At 72.3% G+C, this 17,881-nt stretch carries 16 protein-coding genes; 8 read left to right on the top strand and 8 right to left on the bottom strand.

What is annotated here, in order from left to right; all coding sequences use genetic code 11:
• Positions 1–20 precede the first annotated feature (20 nt).
• The 3 genes from Q0D75_RS01665 to Q0D75_RS01655 all read left to right on the top strand — a co-directional run bounded on the left by Q0D75_RS01665 (position 21) and on the right by Q0D75_RS01655 (position 3,214).
• Positions 21–1,385: an NAD(P)/FAD-dependent oxidoreductase gene (locus Q0D75_RS01665; protein ID WP_291048609.1), complete on the top strand. Its 1,365-nt coding sequence runs from the start codon at positions 21–23 to the stop codon at positions 1,383–1,385.
• Positions 1,386–1,474: 89 nt separating this feature from the next.
• On the top strand, positions 1,475–2,854 hold the full coding sequence (locus Q0D75_RS01660) for an NAD-dependent succinate-semialdehyde dehydrogenase (protein WP_291048606.1): 1,380 nt from the start codon (positions 1,475–1,477) through the stop codon (positions 2,852–2,854).
• A 54-nt stretch (positions 2,855–2,908) separates the two neighbouring features.
• Positions 2,909–3,214: a DUF6506 family protein gene (locus Q0D75_RS01655; RefSeq protein ID WP_291048604.1), complete on the top strand. Its 306-nt coding sequence runs from the start codon at positions 2,909–2,911 to the stop codon at positions 3,212–3,214.
• Positions 3,215–3,229: 15 nt separating this feature from the next.
• Here Q0D75_RS01655 and Q0D75_RS01650 read toward each other — a convergent pair whose 3' ends face one another.
• Genes Q0D75_RS01650 through Q0D75_RS01635 form a run of 4 tightly spaced genes read right to left on the bottom strand, consistent with a single transcriptional unit; the run spans position 3,230 to position 7,557 of the window.
• Complete coding sequence (locus Q0D75_RS01650) at positions 3,230–4,690, bottom strand: glycosyltransferase family 2 protein (protein ID WP_291048601.1); 1,461 nt, start codon at positions 4,688–4,690, stop codon at positions 3,230–3,232.
• Positions 4,687–5,814 carry a hypothetical protein gene (locus tag Q0D75_RS01645; protein ID WP_291048599.1) on the bottom strand — a complete coding sequence of 376 codons (1,128 nt, stop codon included), beginning with the start codon at positions 5,812–5,814 and terminating at the stop codon, positions 4,687–4,689. Before Q0D75_RS01645 ends, Q0D75_RS01650 begins: the two co-directional genes overlap by 4 nt.
• The gene (locus Q0D75_RS01640; protein WP_291048597.1) at positions 5,811–6,719 is read right to left on the bottom strand and encodes a WcbI family polysaccharide biosynthesis putative acetyltransferase; all 909 of its coding nucleotides are present in this window, start codon (positions 6,717–6,719) and stop codon (positions 5,811–5,813) included. Before Q0D75_RS01640 ends, Q0D75_RS01645 begins: the two co-directional genes overlap by 4 nt.
• Before the next feature lie 40 nt (positions 6,720–6,759).
• Entirely contained in the window at positions 6,760–7,557 is a 798-nt protein-coding gene (locus Q0D75_RS01635) for an HAD-IIA family hydrolase (protein WP_291048595.1), read from the bottom strand.
• A gap of 129 nt (positions 7,558–7,686) precedes the next feature.
• On the opposite strand from Q0D75_RS01635, the gene Q0D75_RS01630 reads away from it, so the two are divergent.
• The 4 genes from Q0D75_RS01630 to Q0D75_RS01615 all read left to right on the top strand — a co-directional run bounded on the left by Q0D75_RS01630 (position 7,687) and on the right by Q0D75_RS01615 (position 11,041).
• On the top strand, positions 7,687–8,058 hold the full coding sequence (locus Q0D75_RS01630; protein WP_291048594.1) for a response regulator: 372 nt from the start codon (positions 7,687–7,689) through the stop codon (positions 8,056–8,058).
• Positions 8,059–8,086: 28 nt separating this feature from the next.
• Positions 8,087–8,455, top strand: a complete 369-nt coding sequence (locus Q0D75_RS01625; protein ID WP_291048592.1) for a response regulator — start codon at positions 8,087–8,089, stop codon at positions 8,453–8,455.
• A 26-nt stretch (positions 8,456–8,481) separates the two neighbouring features.
• Positions 8,482–10,167 carry an ATP-binding protein gene (locus Q0D75_RS01620; protein WP_291048590.1) on the top strand — a complete coding sequence of 562 codons (1,686 nt, stop codon included), beginning with the start codon at positions 8,482–8,484 and terminating at the stop codon, positions 10,165–10,167.
• Positions 10,168–10,246: 79 nt separating this feature from the next.
• Positions 10,247–11,041, top strand: coding sequence for a hypothetical protein (locus Q0D75_RS01615; protein ID WP_291048588.1), 795 nt, complete (start codon positions 10,247–10,249; stop codon positions 11,039–11,041).
• Positions 11,042–11,074: 33 nt separating this feature from the next.
• Here the strand turns inward: Q0D75_RS01615 and hutI are convergent, their stop codons facing one another.
• The 4 genes from hutI to hutU form a co-directional block, all read right to left on the bottom strand.
• On the bottom strand, positions 11,075–12,235 hold the full coding sequence (gene hutI / locus Q0D75_RS01610; protein ID WP_291048586.1) for an imidazolonepropionase: 1,161 nt from the start codon (positions 12,233–12,235) through the stop codon (positions 11,075–11,077).
• Positions 12,232–13,803 carry a formimidoylglutamate deiminase gene (locus Q0D75_RS01605; RefSeq protein ID WP_291048583.1) on the bottom strand — a complete coding sequence of 524 codons (1,572 nt, stop codon included), beginning with the start codon at positions 13,801–13,803 and terminating at the stop codon, positions 12,232–12,234. The genes hutI and Q0D75_RS01605 overlap by 4 nt, the downstream gene beginning before the upstream one ends.
• Positions 13,800–15,002, bottom strand: a complete 1,203-nt coding sequence (locus tag Q0D75_RS01600) for an allantoate amidohydrolase (RefSeq protein WP_291048581.1) — start codon at positions 15,000–15,002, stop codon at positions 13,800–13,802. Before Q0D75_RS01600 ends, Q0D75_RS01605 begins: the two co-directional genes overlap by 4 nt.
• Positions 15,003–15,270: 268 nt before the next feature.
• Positions 15,271–16,998 carry a urocanate hydratase gene (hutU, locus tag Q0D75_RS01595; protein WP_291048580.1) on the bottom strand — a complete coding sequence of 576 codons (1,728 nt, stop codon included), beginning with the start codon at positions 16,996–16,998 and terminating at the stop codon, positions 15,271–15,273.
• 99 nt (positions 16,999–17,097) lie between these two features.
• Here hutU and Q0D75_RS01590 point away from each other — a divergent pair, with 99 nt between their 5' ends.
• Positions 17,098–17,856, top strand: a complete 759-nt coding sequence (locus Q0D75_RS01590; RefSeq protein ID WP_291048578.1) for an IclR family transcriptional regulator — start codon at positions 17,098–17,100, stop codon at positions 17,854–17,856.
• Positions 17,857–17,881 lie beyond the last annotated feature (25 nt).

The following is a 17,881-nucleotide window of genomic DNA, read 5'->3' as shown; positions in this document are numbered from 1 at the left end:
TTGCAACGAAAAGAGTTGTCATGGAAGAGATTCAGCGCGATGTCGTCGTGATCGGCGCCGGAGCCACCGGCCTCACCGCCGCCACCCGTCTGCAGGCGGCCGGCAAGTCGGTCGTCGTGCTCGAGGCGCGCGACCGGATCGGCGGCCGTCTCTGGACGAACGACATCGAGGGCCAGATGTTCGAGATCGGCGGCCAGTGGGTGTCGCCCGACCAGACCGCCCTGATCGACGCGCTCGCCGAGCTGGGCCTGGACACCTACTCCCGCTACCGCGACGGCGAGAGCGTCTACGTCGGCCCCGACGGCGAGGCCAAGCGATTCACCGGCGACATCTTCCCGGCCAGCGACGAGACGAAGGCCGAGATCGAGCGTCTGATCGAGGTGCTCGACGGCCTCGTGGCCGAGACCGACGTGGCCGCGCCCTGGACGCATCCGAAAGCCGCCGAGTACGACCACATCTCGTTCCGCCGCTGGCTCGAAGACCAGACCACGGATGTCGAAGCCGTCGACAACATCGCTCTCTTCATCGCCGACGCGATGCTCACCAAGCCCGCGCACGCGTTCTCGCTGCTGCAGGCGCTTCTGATGGCCGCCAGCGCCGGCAGCTTCAGCCACCTGGTGGATGCCGACTTCATCCTCGACAAGCGGGTCGTGGGTGGGCTGCAGCAGGTGCCGCTGAAGCTCGCCGAGCAGCTCGGCAGCGAGAACGTGCTGCTGTCGCAGCCGGTGCGCACGATCGAGTGGTCGGACGAGCCGGGAGCACCCGCTCGCGTTCTCACCGACTCGCTGGCCGTCACCGCCTCGCAGGTGATCGTGGCCGTGCCGCCGAACCTCTACTCGCGCATCGACTACGTGCCCGCGCTGCCGCGGCTGCGCACGCAGCAGTTCCAGCACCAGTCGCTGGGCCTCGTGATCAAGGTGCACGCCACCTACGAGACGCCGTTCTGGCGCGACAAGGGCCTGTCGGCCACGGCCTTCAGCCCGTACCAGGTCGTGCACGAGGCCTACGACAACACCAACCACGGCGAGAGCCGCGGCACGCTCGTGGGCTTCGTCTCCGACGAGAAGGCGGACGCGCTGTTCGAGCTCACCGCCGAGGAGCGCAAGCAGCGCATCCTCGAGTCCCTCGCCGCGTACTACGGGCCCGAGGCGCTCACCCCGGTCGTGTACTACGAGAGCGACTGGGCCGCCGAGGAGTGGACCGGCGGCGCCTACGCCGCGAGCTTCGACCTGGGCGGTCTCACCCGGTACGGGGCGATGCAGCTCGAGCCGATCGGGCAGATGCGCTTCGGGTCGAGCGACCTCGCCGCGGAGGGCTACCAGCACGTCGACGGCGCGATCCGGGTGGGGCGTAGGCTCGCTGCCGAGATCCTCGACGCCCCCTGACGCCTCACCACCCGCCGGCTCGCAACCGGGCCGGCACGCATCATCCCGACCACCGCGACCATCTCGACCGCCCCACCGAAGGAGCACGCATGAGCCAGTACGCCGTCATCAACCCCGCCACCGGCGAGACGCTGTCCGAGTACCCGACCATCACGAACACCGAGCTCGGCGATGCCGTGCAGTGGGCGGCGGACACCTTCGAGAGCTGGTCGCGGCGCGTCTCCGTCGCCGACCGGGCCGCGCTGATCGCGAAGGTCGCCGAGCTGCACACCGAACGCCGGCAGGAACTCGCCGAGATCGCCGTGCGTGAGATGGGCAAGCCGCTGGACCAGGCACTCGGCGAGGTCGACTTCGCCGCCGCGATCTACCAGTACTACGTCGACAACGGCGAGAAGTTCCTGGCCGACGAGCCGATCGAGCTCAGCGACGGCACCGGATCGGCGTTCATCCGCCGGGCCGGCCTCGGCGTGCTGCTGGGCATCATGCCGTGGAACTTCCCCTACTACCAGGTGGCGCGGTTCGCCGGACCGAACATCGTGGCCGGCAACACCATCCTGCTGAAGCACGCCCCGCAGTGCCCCGAGTCGGCCCTCGCGATGCAGGCCATCTTCGAGGAGGCGGCCGCATCCGTCGGCGCCCCCGCCGGTGTGTACGTCAACATCTTCGCCACCAACGACCAGATCGCCACCGTCATCGCCGACCCGCGCGTGCAGGGCGTCTCGGTCACCGGCTCCGAGCGCGCCGGTGCGGCCGTGGCCGAGATCGCGGGCAAGCACCTCAAGAAGGTCGTGCTCGAGATGGGCGGCTCCGACCCCTTCATCCTGCTGTCGACCGCCGACCTCGACGGCGCGGTTCAGGATGCGGTCAACGCTCGGCTCGACAACAACGGGCAGTCCTGCAACGCGGCCAAGCGGTTCATCGTGATCGACTCGCTCTACGAGGAGTTCGCGGCGAAGTTCACCGAGGCCTTCACGGCGGCGCAGCCGGCGGATCCGTTCGCCGAGGGCACGCTGCTCGGCCCGCTGTCGTCGGAGGCCGCCGCCGAGCGGCTGGGCGAGCAGGTCGACCGCGCCAAGAAGCAGGGCGCCACCGTGCTGGCCGAGGGCTCGCGCTCGGGCACCTTCTTCGGGCCCACCGTGCTGGCCGACGTCTCGGAGGAGATGGACGCGTACCACGAGGAGTTCTTCGGCCCCGTGGCGTCGCTGTACCGCGTGGAGTCGGAAGAGGAGGCCGTGCTGCTGGCCAACGACACCCCGTTCGGCCTCGGCTCCTACGTCTACACAACCGACCAGGAGCAGGCGCTGCGCGTGGCCGACGCCATCGACGCGGGCATGGTCTGGATCAACCTCGTGCTCGGCGACGCCGCCGAACTCCCCTTCGGTGGAGTGAAGCGCTCGGGCTCGGGCCGCGAGATGGGCCGCTTCGCGCTCGAGGAGTTCATCAACAAGAAGCTCATCCGCATCGCCTGACCCGCGCAGGAAGATCGCGGGTTCGGCGCGGCGGGAAGAAACCAGAGGGGGCTCTTGGCCATCAGGGATTGGGCGTTCATCGCGCTGGGCAACGGCGGCGAGAGCGCCGAGGGCGAGCGGGTCGAGGTCGACCTCGACGGGTTGCGGTCGCGGTTCGTGGTGGTTCCGGATGCGGCGGCTGCGGCATCCGTCGCCGTCGAGCTGGCCGGCGCCGGCATCCAGACCCTCGAGCTGTGCGGCGCCTTCACCGCCGCCGACGTCGCGGCGATCCGTGACGCCACGGCCGGCCGGCTTCCCGTGGGCTGTGTGCTCTACGGCGCCGATTCGGTAGCCGCCTTCGCCGCCCTGCTGGAAGACTGAGCCGCCGGCCGGGTGTCAGCCGGCCCAGCCTGCGAGGTGCGCCTCGAGGTCGGGCTCGGAGTCGAGCACGCGCATCGGGGCCGTGAGGGGCTCGGTGCGGAAGCCGTGATCGGCGGGGTGGCGCTCCCGGCGCCGCTCGGCACGGTGCGCTCCGAGGCGCAGCACCTGAGCGGGCGCGGGGGTTCCGTGCGCGAGTGCGGCGGGTTCGGTCACCTGGTGCTGGGCCGTCAGCTCGATCCAGCCGAGGGTGCCCACCCCGATCTGCTCGACGGCCGACCGGAGCGTCGTTCCGAAGGCGCCTCGGTGCTCGCGCGGGACGGTGAAGAGGGCGTCGACGACGATGGTCGTTCTGGCCGCGGCGAGGAGGGCGACTCCGCGGCTGCGGGCGACGATCCGTTCGTCGGCGGGCAGTGCCGCCGCGAGGTCGTCGTCGACCACGACGCGGGCACCGGGCAGCGCTTCCAGCAGCACGTCGGTGCAGACGAACGTGGCGGCCACTGCGCCCGGGGGCAGTTCTGCCACCACGTCGAGGGCGGCGCTGCGCAGTCCGGGCGTCGCACCGCCGTTTCCGCGCAGGCCGATGCGGTCGAACAGCACCAGCGCTTCCGCGTTCTTGCGCCGCAGCAGGTCGTCGCGGCCGCGAGCCCGTCCGGCGAGATCCGGGCCGTCGTGCCAGGCCACCGCCTCCGGCACGTGCGCGAACACGGCGCCCTCGGTCCAGGCGCGGTGCGCCCACTCCCAGTCCTCCCCGCCGTAGCGGTCGAAGCGCTCGTCGAACCCGCCGGTCTCGCCGAAGAATCCGCGCGAGCAGGCCAGCACGGCGCCGATCATGAACCGGTACGAGTGCTGGTCGGCGTCGAGCAGATCGCGCGAGGCGGCGTAGGCGTTCCGCAGCCACGCCGGCTCGGGCAGCTCGGTGCGGGGCCCGGCGACTTCGACCGGTTCCACCGGGTCCGCCGCCCCCGTCCCCGCCTCCGCCTCGGCGTCGTCGAAGGCCGCGTGCCGGCGCCGTCCCACGGTGACCGCCTCGGGGCACAGGGCCGGCAGCCGGCTGAGCCGTTCCAGGTACTCGGGCTCCGGCGCGGTGTCGGCGTCGAGAAAGCACAGCACGTCTCCGGATGCTGCGGCGGCACCCGCATTCCGGGCTGCGGCCGCGCGGAACCCGCGGTCGGGGAGCACGAGCAGCCGCACACCCTCGGGCACGCGCGGAGCCGAAGGCGATCCGTCGTCCACCACGATCACCTCGAGTGCCGGCAATGTCTGCCGGGCCAGCGCCCGCAGTGTGCGGTTCAGCTCGCGCTGCTGGTCGTAGTGCACGACGACCACCGAGACGCGGGGCGGGGTGTCGGGCTGCACGCCGTCGAGCAGGTCCCAGGCGTTCCCCGGCACGCTCCGCCCGTGCCGCGTGGGCTTTGAGCCCGAACCGACGGATGCCGCCGGTGGGTGCGACTCGTGCGGAAAGAGCGCGGGAGTCACCAGGCCACCTCGGCCCAGAAACGGCGGTAGAGGGCCGCGACCTCGGCGAGGTCGGGGCCGAGCCGTACCGAATCGTCCAGCCGGGTGGATTCCGGATGCGCGAGCGCGTGCTCGATCGCGTCATCGAGCGCGCGGCCGTCCACGACGGTCAGCGCGTTGCGGTGCAGCGCCGCCATCTCCTGCATGTACCGGCTCGCGAGCACGATGGGCCGTCGACCCGCTCCGAGCCAGCTGGCGAGCGACCCGGACGCCGAGACGTGGCGGTGCGCGATCACCGGCACCGCGGAACGGCGGCAGCGCTCCCGCAGCTCGTCGTCGGGCAGGAACCCGGTGATCGTGAAGGCGACACCGGCGTAGCGGGCCAGCCGCCGCACGTTCTCGACGTCGTGCTCGTGCCCCTCCGAGGCGCGGCCGAGTGCCTCGACGACGGGCCGTGGATACCGGCGCAGGTTCCCCACGGCGCGCAGCACCCGGTCGTGTCCCTTGCCCGGGTAGACGTAGCCGAGCACGCTGACCGCAGGCGCACTGCCGGCGGCGGGGTCCTGTGTGGCGCGGGCGACCGTGGCGGTGCCGGCGTCGGCGGCGCCGGTGGTGTCGGCACCGATGGCGGCGCCGGCGGACGGTCCGTCCACGGGCAGCGGGATGACCGTGATCGCCGTGACGGCGCCCACGTACTCGGCGAGCAGCTCGGCCTCGTGGTGGCTGTTGCAGACGACGCCGCTCGCCGCCTCCACCACCCGCCGGTAGGAGGCGGCTCGACGGCCGAGGCTCCCCGCCCCGTCGGAGGGCTGCGGGAGATCGTGCAGGGTGACCGTGACGGATGCCCTCTGGGCCAGCTCCTCCACGGCGCTCGCAGCCGCCCCGGGGTCGGAGCCCCACAGCCGGTCGGTGAAGTGCAGGTGCACCCGCTCACCGGCGGTCACCTCGGCGCCGGCCGGCTCCGTGAGTGCCTCCGCGAGCCGCTGGGCGTAGAGGGTGACCCCGTGGCGGGGATCGCGGGTGACCAGAAGTCTGGGAAGGGGTGCGGTGGAGAGGTCCGCGGGTGCGCGGTCGGGCGACGCGATGGTCTCCAGGGTGGCGAGGCGGGTGATCCGGTGTCCGGAACGGGAATCCAGAGTGGTCATGCGGCTGCGAGCTCGCGGAGCGTCGCGGCGTGACGGTGCAGCCCGGCGGTCACCGCGTCGGGGTGCTCGGCATACCAGCGCAGATGGGCGATGCGCACCTCGGCGGCCGGCACGATGCATCCGTCGACCGTCCAGTCGGAGGTGGGCTCGGCGTCGAGATCGAAGGCGTCGATCACGGCGGGCTCGCGCGGCGCGTGCACGGAGTCGAGCAGCGGGCGTCCGGGATCGCGCGGTGCTGCGGTGCCCGACGGGCCCTCCGCGAGGCCGAGTGCGTCGAGGGTGCGGGCGCCGACGGCCGCCCACACCGGGTTGCCCGGGTGATTGATGGTGCGCATCGAGCCGAAGGTGGGCGAGGCGAACAGATCGGAGACCACGACGGTGCCGTGCCGGCCCTCGCGCTCCCGCAGCTCGCCGATCGAGGCGGCGGCGATCACGGCGACGGCGCGCGCGGTGAGCGGGGGCAGCGCCGACCCGGCGGCTTCCATCAGCACGGCGGCGTCGTGGTAGGCGACCACGGGCGGGGTGAGCGAGGTGTCCGACGGCGGGCGGATGATGAGGTGCCGCGGATACAGGCCGGCGAAGCGGATCACCGGCAGCACGGCGATCCCCGTGCCGGCGCGGGTGGAGGCGAGCAGCTGCCGCGTTCCCACCGGCAGCCCCCGATAGTCGTCACGGATCGGCTGCAGCACCACGAAGTCCGCCCGCTCGAGCCAGGCGTGAAGCTGCTCGGCGTCTGCCGCGGTGAGCTCGTGCACCGGCGGTGTGCGCACGGTGGTGAGCGCCTCGGGCATCACGGCACGCACCGACTCGGCCTGGCAGTTGCCCACCGAGAGCAGCACCCGCACATCGGCCGGCACCGCCTCGCGAGGCGTTCGGCGGAACAGGTCGAGCGGATCGTCGGGCACTACCCCACTCTGGCTCGAACAGCCCCGCCCCGCACGCCCCTCAGAGCTCGGACTCGACCGGGGTGGGGTTGAGGAGGTCGGCGACCGAGTTCAGGATTTCGGAGGGGCGGAAGGGGTAGCGGTCGATCTCGGTCTGGTCGCTGATACCCGTGAGCACGAGGATCGTGTGCAGGCCCGCCTCGATGCCGGCCACGACGTCGGTGTCCATCCGGTCGCCGATCATGCCGGTGTTCTCCGAGTGCGCGCCGATGCGGTTCATCGCCGAGCGGAACATCATCGGGTTCGGTTTGCCCACCACGTAGGGCTCCCGCCCGGTGGCCTTCGTGATGAGGGCGGCGATGGCACCGGTGGCCGGCAGCGGCCCTTCGGCACTCGGCCCCGTGGCATCCGGATTCGTCACGATGAAGCGCGACCCGGCACCGATCAGGCGGATGGCCTTCGTGATGGCCTCGAAGGAGTAGTTGCGGGTCTCGCCGATCACCACGTAGTCGGGCGCGGTCTCCGTCATGATGAAGCCGGCCTCGTGCAGCGCGGTGGTGATGCCCGCCTCGCCGATCACGAAGGCGGTGCCGCCCGGCATCTGGTCTTTGAGGAACGCGGCCGTGGCGAGGGCGCTCGTCCAGATGAACTCCTCGGGCACCTCGAGACCGGATGCGCGCAGCCGCGCCGACAGGTCGCGCGGCGTGAAGATGGAGTTGTTCGTGAGCACGAGGTAGGGCTTGCCCTCGTCGCGCCACTGCTGCAGCAGCTCGGCGGCGCCGGGCACCGGATGGTTCTCGTGAACGAGCACGCCGTCCATGTCGGTCAGCCAGCATTCGATCTCGTCGCGACCGGTCATGTGGTGCTCCTTCCGTGCAGGCCTCCAGGGTACAGGGGGCGGGTGGGCGCGGGCTCGGCGGCGGCGATCCCGTTGTAAGGTTCGAAGACAGCTCGACGGATCAGGTCGGCCAGGGGATGGGAGTCCTTCGTGACAGGACGGGCCGCGCGATTCGAGGGGCGATCGGCTCTGGTGGTCGACGATTCGGAGGATCAGGGCGATCTTCTCCGGGTGCACCTCGAGCGCCTGGGCTTCACCGTGTCGGTGGTGGGCACCGCCGAGGTGGCGATGGATTCCTACCGCACCACCGCTCCGGCGGTCGCCGTGGTGGACCTGCTGCTGCCGGGTATCGACGGCTGGCAGCTGGTCGACGCCATGAAATCCGAGGTTCCCGATTCACGACTCGTGGTGACCTCGGTGCTCGGTGTCGAGGACTATCCGAGCGTCGATGCGATCCTGCCGAAGCCGTTCACGTTCAAGCAGATCGCGCACACGATGGACACCATTTTTCCGAACGGGTGACGGCCCGAGTCGCAGGGGGAGCGAACGGATGAGAGTACTGATTGCCGACGACGACGCGGATCTGCGCGACCTGGTGACGATCGCGGTGGAGAAGGCGGGATCCGAGGTCGCCGCCGCCGTCGCATCCGGAACCGAGGCCTGGGCGGCCCTGCAGGCGATGCACGTGGATCTGGCCGTGCTGGACATCTCGATGCCGGGCATGACCGGTCTCGAAGTCCTTCAGAAGGTGCGCGACGACGGCGGGCTGCGCGAACTGACCGTGCTCGTCATCACCGCCGACGGGGCACCCGACATCGCCGAGCAGGTGCACGCGGCCGGGGCGGACGGCTTGATCACCAAGCCGTTCCCGGTGCGGGAGCTGGTGCGTTTCATCCGCGACGTCGCCGAGCGCCTGTGATGCCGGCCCCGCATCGGCTCGCCCGCGTGACGCTGGGAACCTTCGGATCGTGGTCGCCGATCCTGAAACACGGAGCCGCCCTCACCGGATTCGCCCTGGCGACCCTCGTGCTGATCTCGCCGGTGGGCATCAGCGGCGACGTCGTGCCGGTGGTCGTGGCGGATGCCCTCGTGCTCGCGGCGGCCGTCTTCGCGATCGCCCTGCCGCGCACGAGCCTCTCGCCGCGGTGGGAGATCGCCATCCCCCTGGTCACCTTCGTCGCGGTGGCCCTGCTCCGCACGGCGACCGGGGGCCAGATCTCCCCGTTCGGCGCGCTGATCATCATCCCGGTGATCTGGATCGCCTCCGAGCAGGGCGTGCGGCACATCCTGATCGCGGTGGCGGGCGTGCTGATGATCGTCGCGCTGCCGTTCCTGGTCGGCATCGCCTCGGTCGCCGTCGCCTCCGACCTGGTGCGGCTGATCTTCACGCCGGCCGTGTTCGCGATCGCCGCGGTGCTGATCAATCAAATCGCCCGCGTGCAGCACGACCGCCTGCTGCGCGTGCAGCAGCTCGTCGACGAGCGCGATCAGCTGGTCGCCTCGCTCGAGCAGTCCACCCGGGAGGCGCACCGCCAGAAGGAGCAGAGCCTCGAGGCGAACCGGCTGCGCGACAGCGTCTGGGATGCGATCACCGGGCACGCCATCATCGGCACCGATCTCGACGGCCGGGTGAACGTGTGGAACCGCGGCGCCGTGAGCCTGCTGGGGTACACCAGCGCCGAGGCCATCGGCCGGCTCGCGATCGCCGACATCCATCGTCCCGATGCCGCGGACGAGACCGACGACGCCGGCGGCGGACGCCTCGTGGGCGGCGCCGAGGCGACCGAGCTGCGGGACTGGACCTACGCGCGGAAAGACGGATCCGAGTTCCCCGCGCACGTGTCGGTGTCGGAACGGTTCGACGAGGACGGCCGCTCGGCCGGATTCATCTTCGTCGCCACCGACGAGACCGAGGCGACCGAGCTCCAGCGCCTGAAGGACGAATTCACCAGTCTCATCTCCCACGAGCTCAGAACGCCCCTGTCGTCGATCCTCGGATACGTCGAACTGCTGCGCCCGGAGGACGAGTTCGACGACCCGATGACCGGACAGCAGCTGAAGTACCTCGACGTCGTCGACCGCAATGCGCGGCGGCTGCTACAGCTGGTCGGCGATCTGCTGTTCACGGCGCAGGTCGGGGCCGGGCGCTTCACCATCGAGCGCGTCCCCACGTCGATCACCGCGCTCGTGCGGGCCGCCGCCGACACCGCGGCGCCGACTGCCGAGAACGGGCACGTCGCGCTCGACGTCGTCACGCCCGAGAAGGATGTCGTGGTGACGGTCGACCCGCTCCGGATCGGTCAGGCGCTGGACAATCTGCTCTCCAACGCCGTGAAGTTCACGCCCCGCGGAGGTGCGGTGACCCTCACGCTGGAGAGCGGCCCCGAGGAGACGAGGGTGATCGTGCAGGACACCGGCATCGGCATCCCCGCGGACGAGCTCGACCGCCTCGCGGAGCGGTTCTTCCGGGCCAGCACCGCGAGCCAGCACGCCGTCAAGGGCGTCGGGCTCGGCCTGACCATCACGAAGGCGATCGCCACCGCGCACGACGGCCGGATCGAGATCGCCAGCACGGTCGGGGTCGGCACCACCTTCACGCTGGTGCTGCCCGGCGCCTCCGCTGCCGCGTGACCCGAACGCGGTGCCGGGCGGACGTTCGGCTGCACGCGGCCTAGGATCGCCTGGGGGCACGAACGAGGGGGATGGATCCATGAGCGGACGAGCTGCGACATCGGGGGCGACCCGGGCCGCGTTCATCCTGGCCGTGTCTGTCGCGATCGCGGTGACGATGTCCGGATGCGCGGGGCCGGCTCCCGCGCCCGGGGTGTCTCCGGAGTCGACGGCGGTCGGAGCGACGTCGTCGCCGATGCCGATCGAGCAGGTGGTGGCGTTCGATCCGATCGCCGAGCCGCTCGTGGCGGCCGGGCGTTCGCTGGTGGCCGGGTCCGACGGATTCGCCTCGCTGGAGGCCCGCACCGCACTCGACGTGGCCGTGCAGCAGCTCGATTCCTCGGTGCAGGTCGCGCAGCTGTCGGCGGCCGGCGGACCGGCAGCGAGCCAGGCGACTCCGCCGGTCGACGAGGCGAGCATCGCCGCCGACCTGTCGGCGCTGTACGCGGCGATCGGCACCGTGCGTGCGGGTGTGATCGAGACGGCTGCGCGGGTGGTGAACGACGAGACCCCGGATGCGCCTCAAGCCGCGCGCGACCAGCTCTACAGCGCGATCGTGGCGCAGCAGACCGCCGCCGCCGTCCCGGCCACCGATGACACGCCCCGTCAGCTGCTCGAGCTCGTGGCGCTGACGCGGGCCACGCAGGATGCTCAGGTGGACGGCGCGGCCGCAGCCGAGGCGGCGGCGGAGGAGAGCGCGTCATCATCCGACGGCTCGGCGTCCGGTGGCGGATCGCCGACGCTCATCCCCGTGCCGTTCCCGTTCCCGTCGCGAGCGCCGATCCACTACTGCTCCGATCCGGTCAACCTGCCGGACTTCTGCGTCGACTACTGATCGAACGCCCAGCGGGGATGGATCGGGTGCCGCTCAACGGCGCACCCCGCGCACCCACGTGCCGATCGTGAGGGGCACACCCGGGCGGTAGGCGAGGTGCGCGATCGACGGGGCGTCGAGTAGCTGCAGGTCGGCGCGACCGCCCACGCGGAGCCGGCCCACGGCATCCGGGCCCTCGTCACGGCCGAGCGCGATCGCTCCTCCGACCGTGGCGGCCCGCACGGCTTCTTCGATGCCGAGGCCCATCTGCAGCACGGCCGTGGCCACGCAGAACTGCATCGACGTCGTGTACGACGAGCCGGGGTTGCAGTTGGAGGCGATGGCGAGGGTCGCGCCCGCGTCGAGCAGCGCCCGGGCCGGGGCGAAGGGCTGCCGGGTCGAGATGTCGCAAGCGGGCAGCACGGTGGCGACGGTGCTCGAGTCGGCCAGCGCGTCGATGTCTCCGCCCGACAGGTGCCCGCAGTGGTCGACACTGGCTGCGCCGAGTTCGACGGCGAGCGCGACCCCGCCGCTCTCCCCGAGCTGGTTGCCGTGCACCCGGAGGCCGAGGCCGGCGGCCCGGCCGGCGAGCAGCACCTCCCGCGACTGCTCGGGATCGAAGGCGCCCTCCTCGCAGAACACGTCGATGAAGTCGACGAACGGCCGCACGGCCGTGAGCATCGGGCCGGTCACCAGATCGAGGTAGTCGCGCATCCCGATGCCGTCGAGCGCCTCGGGCACCAGGTGCGCACCGAGAAAAGTCACCACATCGGCGCCGGCGCGCGCGATCTCGGCCGAGCGGCGCTCGGTCTCGACATCGAGGCCGTAGCCGGTCTTGGTCTCGAGGAACGTGGTGCCGCCGCGTTCGGCCTCGGCGCGCAGGCGTGCCAGCGTGCCGGCGAGCTCTGCGTCGGTGGCGGCCCGGGTGGCGCGCACGGTGGTGGCGATGCCACCGGCCGCATAGTCCTGGCCCGCCATCCGCGCCTCGAACTCGGCCGAACGGTCGCCGGCGAACACCAGATGGGTGTGCGAATCGATCCAGCCGGGCAACACCGCTCGGCCCTCGACGCTGGTGCGGCGGTCGCAGTCGGGGGCCGCCGCGGCCTGTCCGATCCAGGCGATGCGGCCGTCGTCGATCACGAGGGCGGCGTCGTGCCGCCGGGGTTCGACCAGGGTGGTCAACTCGCCGATGTCGGTGAGGAGTTCGCTCGTCATGACAGTCCTTCCAGGGCGGCGGCGAGGAGGGCTGCCGGATGCCGGCCGTCGGCGAGCACGCCGGACCGGGCCCGGACGGTGCCGCCCACCACGACGGTACGCACATCGGCGGCGGTCGCCGTGAGCAGCAGCTGGGCGGGTCTCGAACCGGCCGTACGCGTGCTCGCCGAGTCGAGTTCGACCAGGTCGAAGGGGGCGCCGACGCGGAGGCCGCCGGCGTCGGTAGCTGCGTCGGAAGAGCGGTCCCGGGCAGCGGGGCCGCGCTCGCCCGGCCCTCCGGGTCGGCCTGCCCCCAGCCCCTCCGCGTCGGTGGCCGCGGCATCCGCGAGGCGCCTGCCCGCTCCGCGCGGGGCGAGCCCCAGGCTCCGGTAGCCGTCGGAGCTCGCGGCTATAGCGAGTTCGGCGGGGGTGAAGCGGCCTCGGCGGCCCGAGGCCAGACGCGCGCCGGCCTCCAGGCCCCGGCACTCCAGCAGCGGATCGATCACCGCGTTCTGGTCGGAACCGAGCGCGATGCGCGCCCCGGCGTCGGCGAGGGCGCGCGCCGGCCCGATGCCGTCACCGAGGTCGGCCTCGGTGCTGGGACACATCACGACGGTGCTCCCGGCCTCGCCGAGCATCCGGATGTCGTCGTCGGTGAGGTGGGTGGCGTGCACCACCGAGAGCCGTTCGAGCAGTCCGGCCTCGGCCAGCAGGCCCGTGGGGGTGAGGCCGTACGCCTCGAGGCAGTCGGTGTTCTCCTGCGGCTGCTCCGAGAGGTGAACGTGCAGCGGCACGCCGGACGGCAGCTCGCGGACGATGCGCCGGATGGCCTCGCGCGGCACGGCGCGCACCGAGTGCAGAGCGGCTCCGAGCAGCGCTGTGGGCGCGAGCGCGTCGCGGAGGGAATGCCAGCGCTCGAGCCAGCGGCCCGCGTCACCATCAGCGTCACCCCCGCCCCCGTCGTCGCCCCCGCCGCCGTCGCCGAACCTGCGTTGGGCGGCCGAGAGCGGCAGGCCGATCCCGCCCGTGAGGTAGCAGGTGTCGAGCAGGGTGAGTCGGATGCCGGAGTCGGCCGCCGCCCCGGCCAGTGCCTGCTCCATCGCGTGAGCGGTGTACGGCGATCCGTCGGGCCGATGATGCACGTAGTGGAACTCGCCCACGGCGGTGAATCCGCTCGTCACCATCTCGGCGAACACCGCCGTGGCCAGGGCGCGGTAGCTCTCGGGGTCGAGGAGTCCTGCCACGCGGTACATCTGGGTGCGCCACTGCCAGAAGTCGCCGCCGTCGTCGTGGGTGCGGCCGCGCAGAACCCGGTGGAAGGCGTGCGAGTGGGCGTTGGCGAAGCCGGGCAGCACGGTGTCGAGCTTCTGCTCGCCGGCGCGGGGCTCGACGCCGGTCTCGATCGCGGTGATCGTGCCGGCCAGGGCGCGCGAGCCGATCGTGCCGGCGATGCGCACGCGCTCCTGCACGGATCCGCCGATCAGCGCGGTCTCGGCCCAGAAGGAGGTGAGGTCGCCGGCGTCAGCCGTGCCGCCGCCTCCACCTGTCCCCCGGAGGTCGCCGGCGTCAGCGCCGTGGATGCCGCTCACAGCAGACCCCGCAGCACGGTCTCGAGAGCGTCGACCCCGCGCACGGTGTCGGCGAGTTCGGCGAGCTCGTCGGGGGCGTGCGAGATCCCGGTGGGATTGCGCACGAACAGCATCGCCGAGGGAACGTGCGCCGCGAGGATGCCGGCGTCGTGCCCGGCACCGCTCGGCAGGGCGGGCACGACGCCGAGCGCGGCCGACAGGCGATTTCGGAGCGCGGGATCGAACCGCACCTCGCCGCTCCACGACTCCTCGACCACCTCGACCGTGCAGCCCTCGGCGCGGGCCGCGGCGGCCGCCTGCTCGGCGATCCGGGAAACCAGGTCGCGGGTCTGGGCGTCGGAGTCGGCGCGGGCGTCGAGCCAGAACTCGGCGCGCGAGGCGATCACGTTGGTGCCGCCGGGAGTGGCCTCGATGCGCCCCACGGTGGCGCGGGCGTCGAGGGCCGCGGCTGCGGTGCGCACCTCGAGCACGCCGGCCGCGGCGGCCACCAGCGGATCGCGGCGGTCGCGCATCCGGGTCGCCCCCGCGTGGTTGCCCTCACCCTCGAAGCGCAGCCGCCAGCGACCGTGGGCCAGGATGCTCGACGCCACAGCCACGGGGGAGTCGAGGTCGATCAGACCGCGGCCCTGCTCGACGTGCAGTTCGAGGAACAGGCCGATGCGGGCGAGCGCTTCGGGATCCGCGCCGATCTGTGCGGGATCGAAGCCGGCCGCGGCCGCCGCGCGGTCGAACGGCACGCCGTGGGCGTCGTGCAGCGAGCGCACCAGTGCGGGATCGATGTCGCCCGTCATCAGCCGGGAGCCCAGGCAGGCGCGGCCGAAGCGCGAGCCCTCCTCCTCGGCGAACACGATCACGGCGACGGGCCGTGTCGGCACGACGCCGGCGGCCTTCAGCCGCGCGACGGCTTCCAGTGCCGACACGACGCCCAGCGGGCCGTCGAACTCGCCGCCGCCCGGCACCGAATCGAGGTGACTGCCGGTCACGACCGCATCCGGACCCGGCGTTCCCCACCAGGCCCAGAGGTTGCCGTTGCGGTCGGTCTCGACGTCGAGTCCCAGCCGCGCGGCGCGCTCCCGGAACCACTCGCGCAGCTGCACCTCCCCGTCGTCGCCGAGGTGCCGCGACCACCCGCCCCGCCGCCGATCGCGCCCCACCTCCGTGATCTCGCCCAGCCCGTCGAGCAGGCTGCGCCCGCTCACGGCTGCACCCTCGCGCCCACACGGGCACCCGGCGCGCCCTCGCACCGGGTGGGTCCTGCCGAATGGATGGAGAACGCGCGGCGTCGACCGAACGGATGGAGCGTGCATCCGGAGGACGAGTGCCGCTCCATCGGTTCGGCAGCTCCGACCACGGATGCGGCGGCTTCGCCTACGGATGCGGCAGCTTCGCCTACGGAGGAGGTCGCGAGGGCGGGCACCGCTGTGGGCGTGGGGGTGGGCGGGGGCGCGAGCGCAGCCCGCTGCACGGTCACACCTCCCACATCGGCACGCGGAGGCCGCGCTCGCGGGCCACGTCGGCCGCGCGCTCGTAGCCGGCGTCGACGTGGCGCATCACTCCGGTGCCCGGGTCGTTCACGAGCACGCGCTCGATCTTCTCGGCCGCCAGCGGGGTGCCATCCGCCACCACCACCTGTCCGGCATGGATGCTGCGCCCGATGCCCACCCCGCCGCCGTGGTGCAGCGACACCCAGGTGGCGCCCGAGGCGGTGTTGAGCAGCGCGTTCAGCAGCGGCCAGTCGGCGATCGCATCCGACCCGTCGGCCATGCCCTCGGTCTCCCGGTACGGCGAGGCCACCGAGCCCGAGTCGAGGTGGTCGCGGCCGATCACGATCGGCGCGCTGAGCTCGCCCGAGGCCACCATCTCGTTGAACTTCAGCCCGGCCAGGTGCCGCTCTTTGTAGCCGAGCCAGCAGATGCGCGCCGGCAGGCCCTCGAAGTGCACCTTATCGCCGGCCTGGGTGATCCAGCGCCGCAGCTTCTCGTCGTGCGGGAACAGTTCCAGGATGGCCCGGTCGGTCGCGGCGATGTCGGCCGGGTCGCCCGAGAGCGCCACCCAGCGGAACGGTCCCTTCCCCTCGGCGAACAGCGGGCGGATGTACGCGGGCACGAACCCCGGGAAGGCGAACGCCCGCTCGTAGCCGCCGAGCTCGGCCTCGGCCCGGATGGAGTTGCCGTAGTCGAACACCTCGGCGCCGACATCCTGGAACCCGACCATCGCCTCGACCTGGGCCGCCATGGAGCGGCGGGCCTTCTCGGTGAAGCCCTGCGGATCCGCCTGGGCCTCGCGCGCCCAGTCGGCGAGGGCGACGCCGGCGGGTAGGTAGCTGAGCGGGTCGTGCGCGCTGGTCTGGTCGGTGACGATGTCGATGCCGATCGCGCCGGACGCGCCGGACGCATCCGGCGCATCGCGGCGCAGCAGCTCGGGGAAGATCTCGGCGGCGTTGCCGACCAGCCCCACCGACAGCGCCCTCCGCTCGGCCTTGGCCGCCACCACCCGGGCGATCGCGTCGTCGAGGTCGTCGGTCATCTCGTCGAGGTAGCCGTGCTCGACGCGGCGGCGCAACCGCGCGGGATCGACATCGACGATCAGCACCACGCCCTCGTTCAGTGTGACCGCCAGCGGCTGCGCGCCGCCCATGCCGCCGGCCCCGCCGGTGAGGGTGAGGGTTCCCGCGAGGGTGCCGCCGAAGCGCTTGTCGGCGATGGCCGCGAAGGTCTCGTAGGTGCCCTGCAGGATGCCCTGGGTGCCGATGTAGATCCATGATCCGGCGGTCATCTGGCCGTACATGGTGAGCCCGAGCGCTTCGAGGCGCCGGAACTCGGGCCAGGTGGCCCAGTCGCCCACCAGGTTGGAGTTGGCGATCAGCACACGGGGTGCCCACTCGTGCGTGCGGAACACGCCGACGGGCTTGCCCGACTGCACGAGCAGTGTCTCGTCGGCCTCGAGGTCTTCGAGGGCGTGCACGATCGCGTCGAAGGCCTCCCAGCTGCGGGCGGCCTTGCCGGTGCCGCCGTACACGACGAGATCGTCGGGCCGCTCGGCCACCTCGGGGTCGAGGTTGTTCATCAGCATCCGGAGCGGCGCCTCGGTCTGCCAGCTCTTGGCGGTGAGGGCGGATCCACGAGCGGCGCGCACCGGGCGCGGGCCGTGGGCGGGCTGCTGGGAAGCGGGCGTCGTAGCGGCGTGGATGGTCATGGTCCGATACCAGCGCACTCGGCCCGCCGGAGGAACGGCCTCCGGCGATCATCTGTCCCACCCGTGGGACAATAGACCTGCCGGCCGGAAGGGAGACGGATGTCCGACGGAGTCCCCACCGCGCACCACACCTTGCGCGTGCTCAGCCACCTGGCGCAGCAGCGCGGCCCGGTGACGGCCGCCTCCATCGCCGCGGCCCTCGGCCTCCCGCGCTCGAGCGTGTACCGGCTGCTCACGGCGATGGAGACGCACGGCTACGCCATCCGCTTTCCCGAGATCAGGCGCTGGGGCGTCGGCGTCGCGGCGTTCGAGCTCAGCGCGGGCTTCGCGCGCCAAGCACCGCTGGCCCGGCTCGGCCGCCCGCTGCTGGCGAACCTCGTCGACCGGCTCGGCGAGAGCGCACACCTGGCGGCGCTCGTCGGCAGCGACGTCATCTACCTCGTGGAGGAGCGCGCACCCCGCCGCCCCGCTCTGGTGACCGACGTGGGGGTGCGGCTTCCGGCCCACCGCACGGCCAGCGGACGCGCGCTGCTCGCGACGCTGCCGAAGTCGCAGCTGCGGGCCCTGTACCGGGATGCCCCGGCCGCCGCCGGGCGCGACGGCGAGCCGTTCCGCTACTCGCAGCTCTCCCGAGCCCTCGACGAAGTGCGCGCGGCGGGCTTCGCGGCCGAGGACGGCGATGTCACGAGCGGCCTGGCTTCGGTGGCCGTGGCCGTGCGCGACCACACCGGCTGGCCGGCCGCCGGCATCACCGTCACCTTCGCGCGAGACCGCTTCCCGCCGGGGGAGTGGCCGACTCTGGCCGAGACCGTGGCCGAGTACGCGGCAGAGCTGGGCCGCCGCATCCGAGGTTCATGACCGTCGGTTTGGGTTATCGCGACCT

Source organism: Herbiconiux sp. (assembly GCF_023264855.1).
GTDB lineage: Bacteria > Actinomycetota > Actinomycetes > Actinomycetales > Microbacteriaceae > Herbiconiux.
The sequence above is the reverse complement of the archived record's forward strand: the minus strand, read 5'-3'. Positions and strand labels throughout refer to the sequence as shown.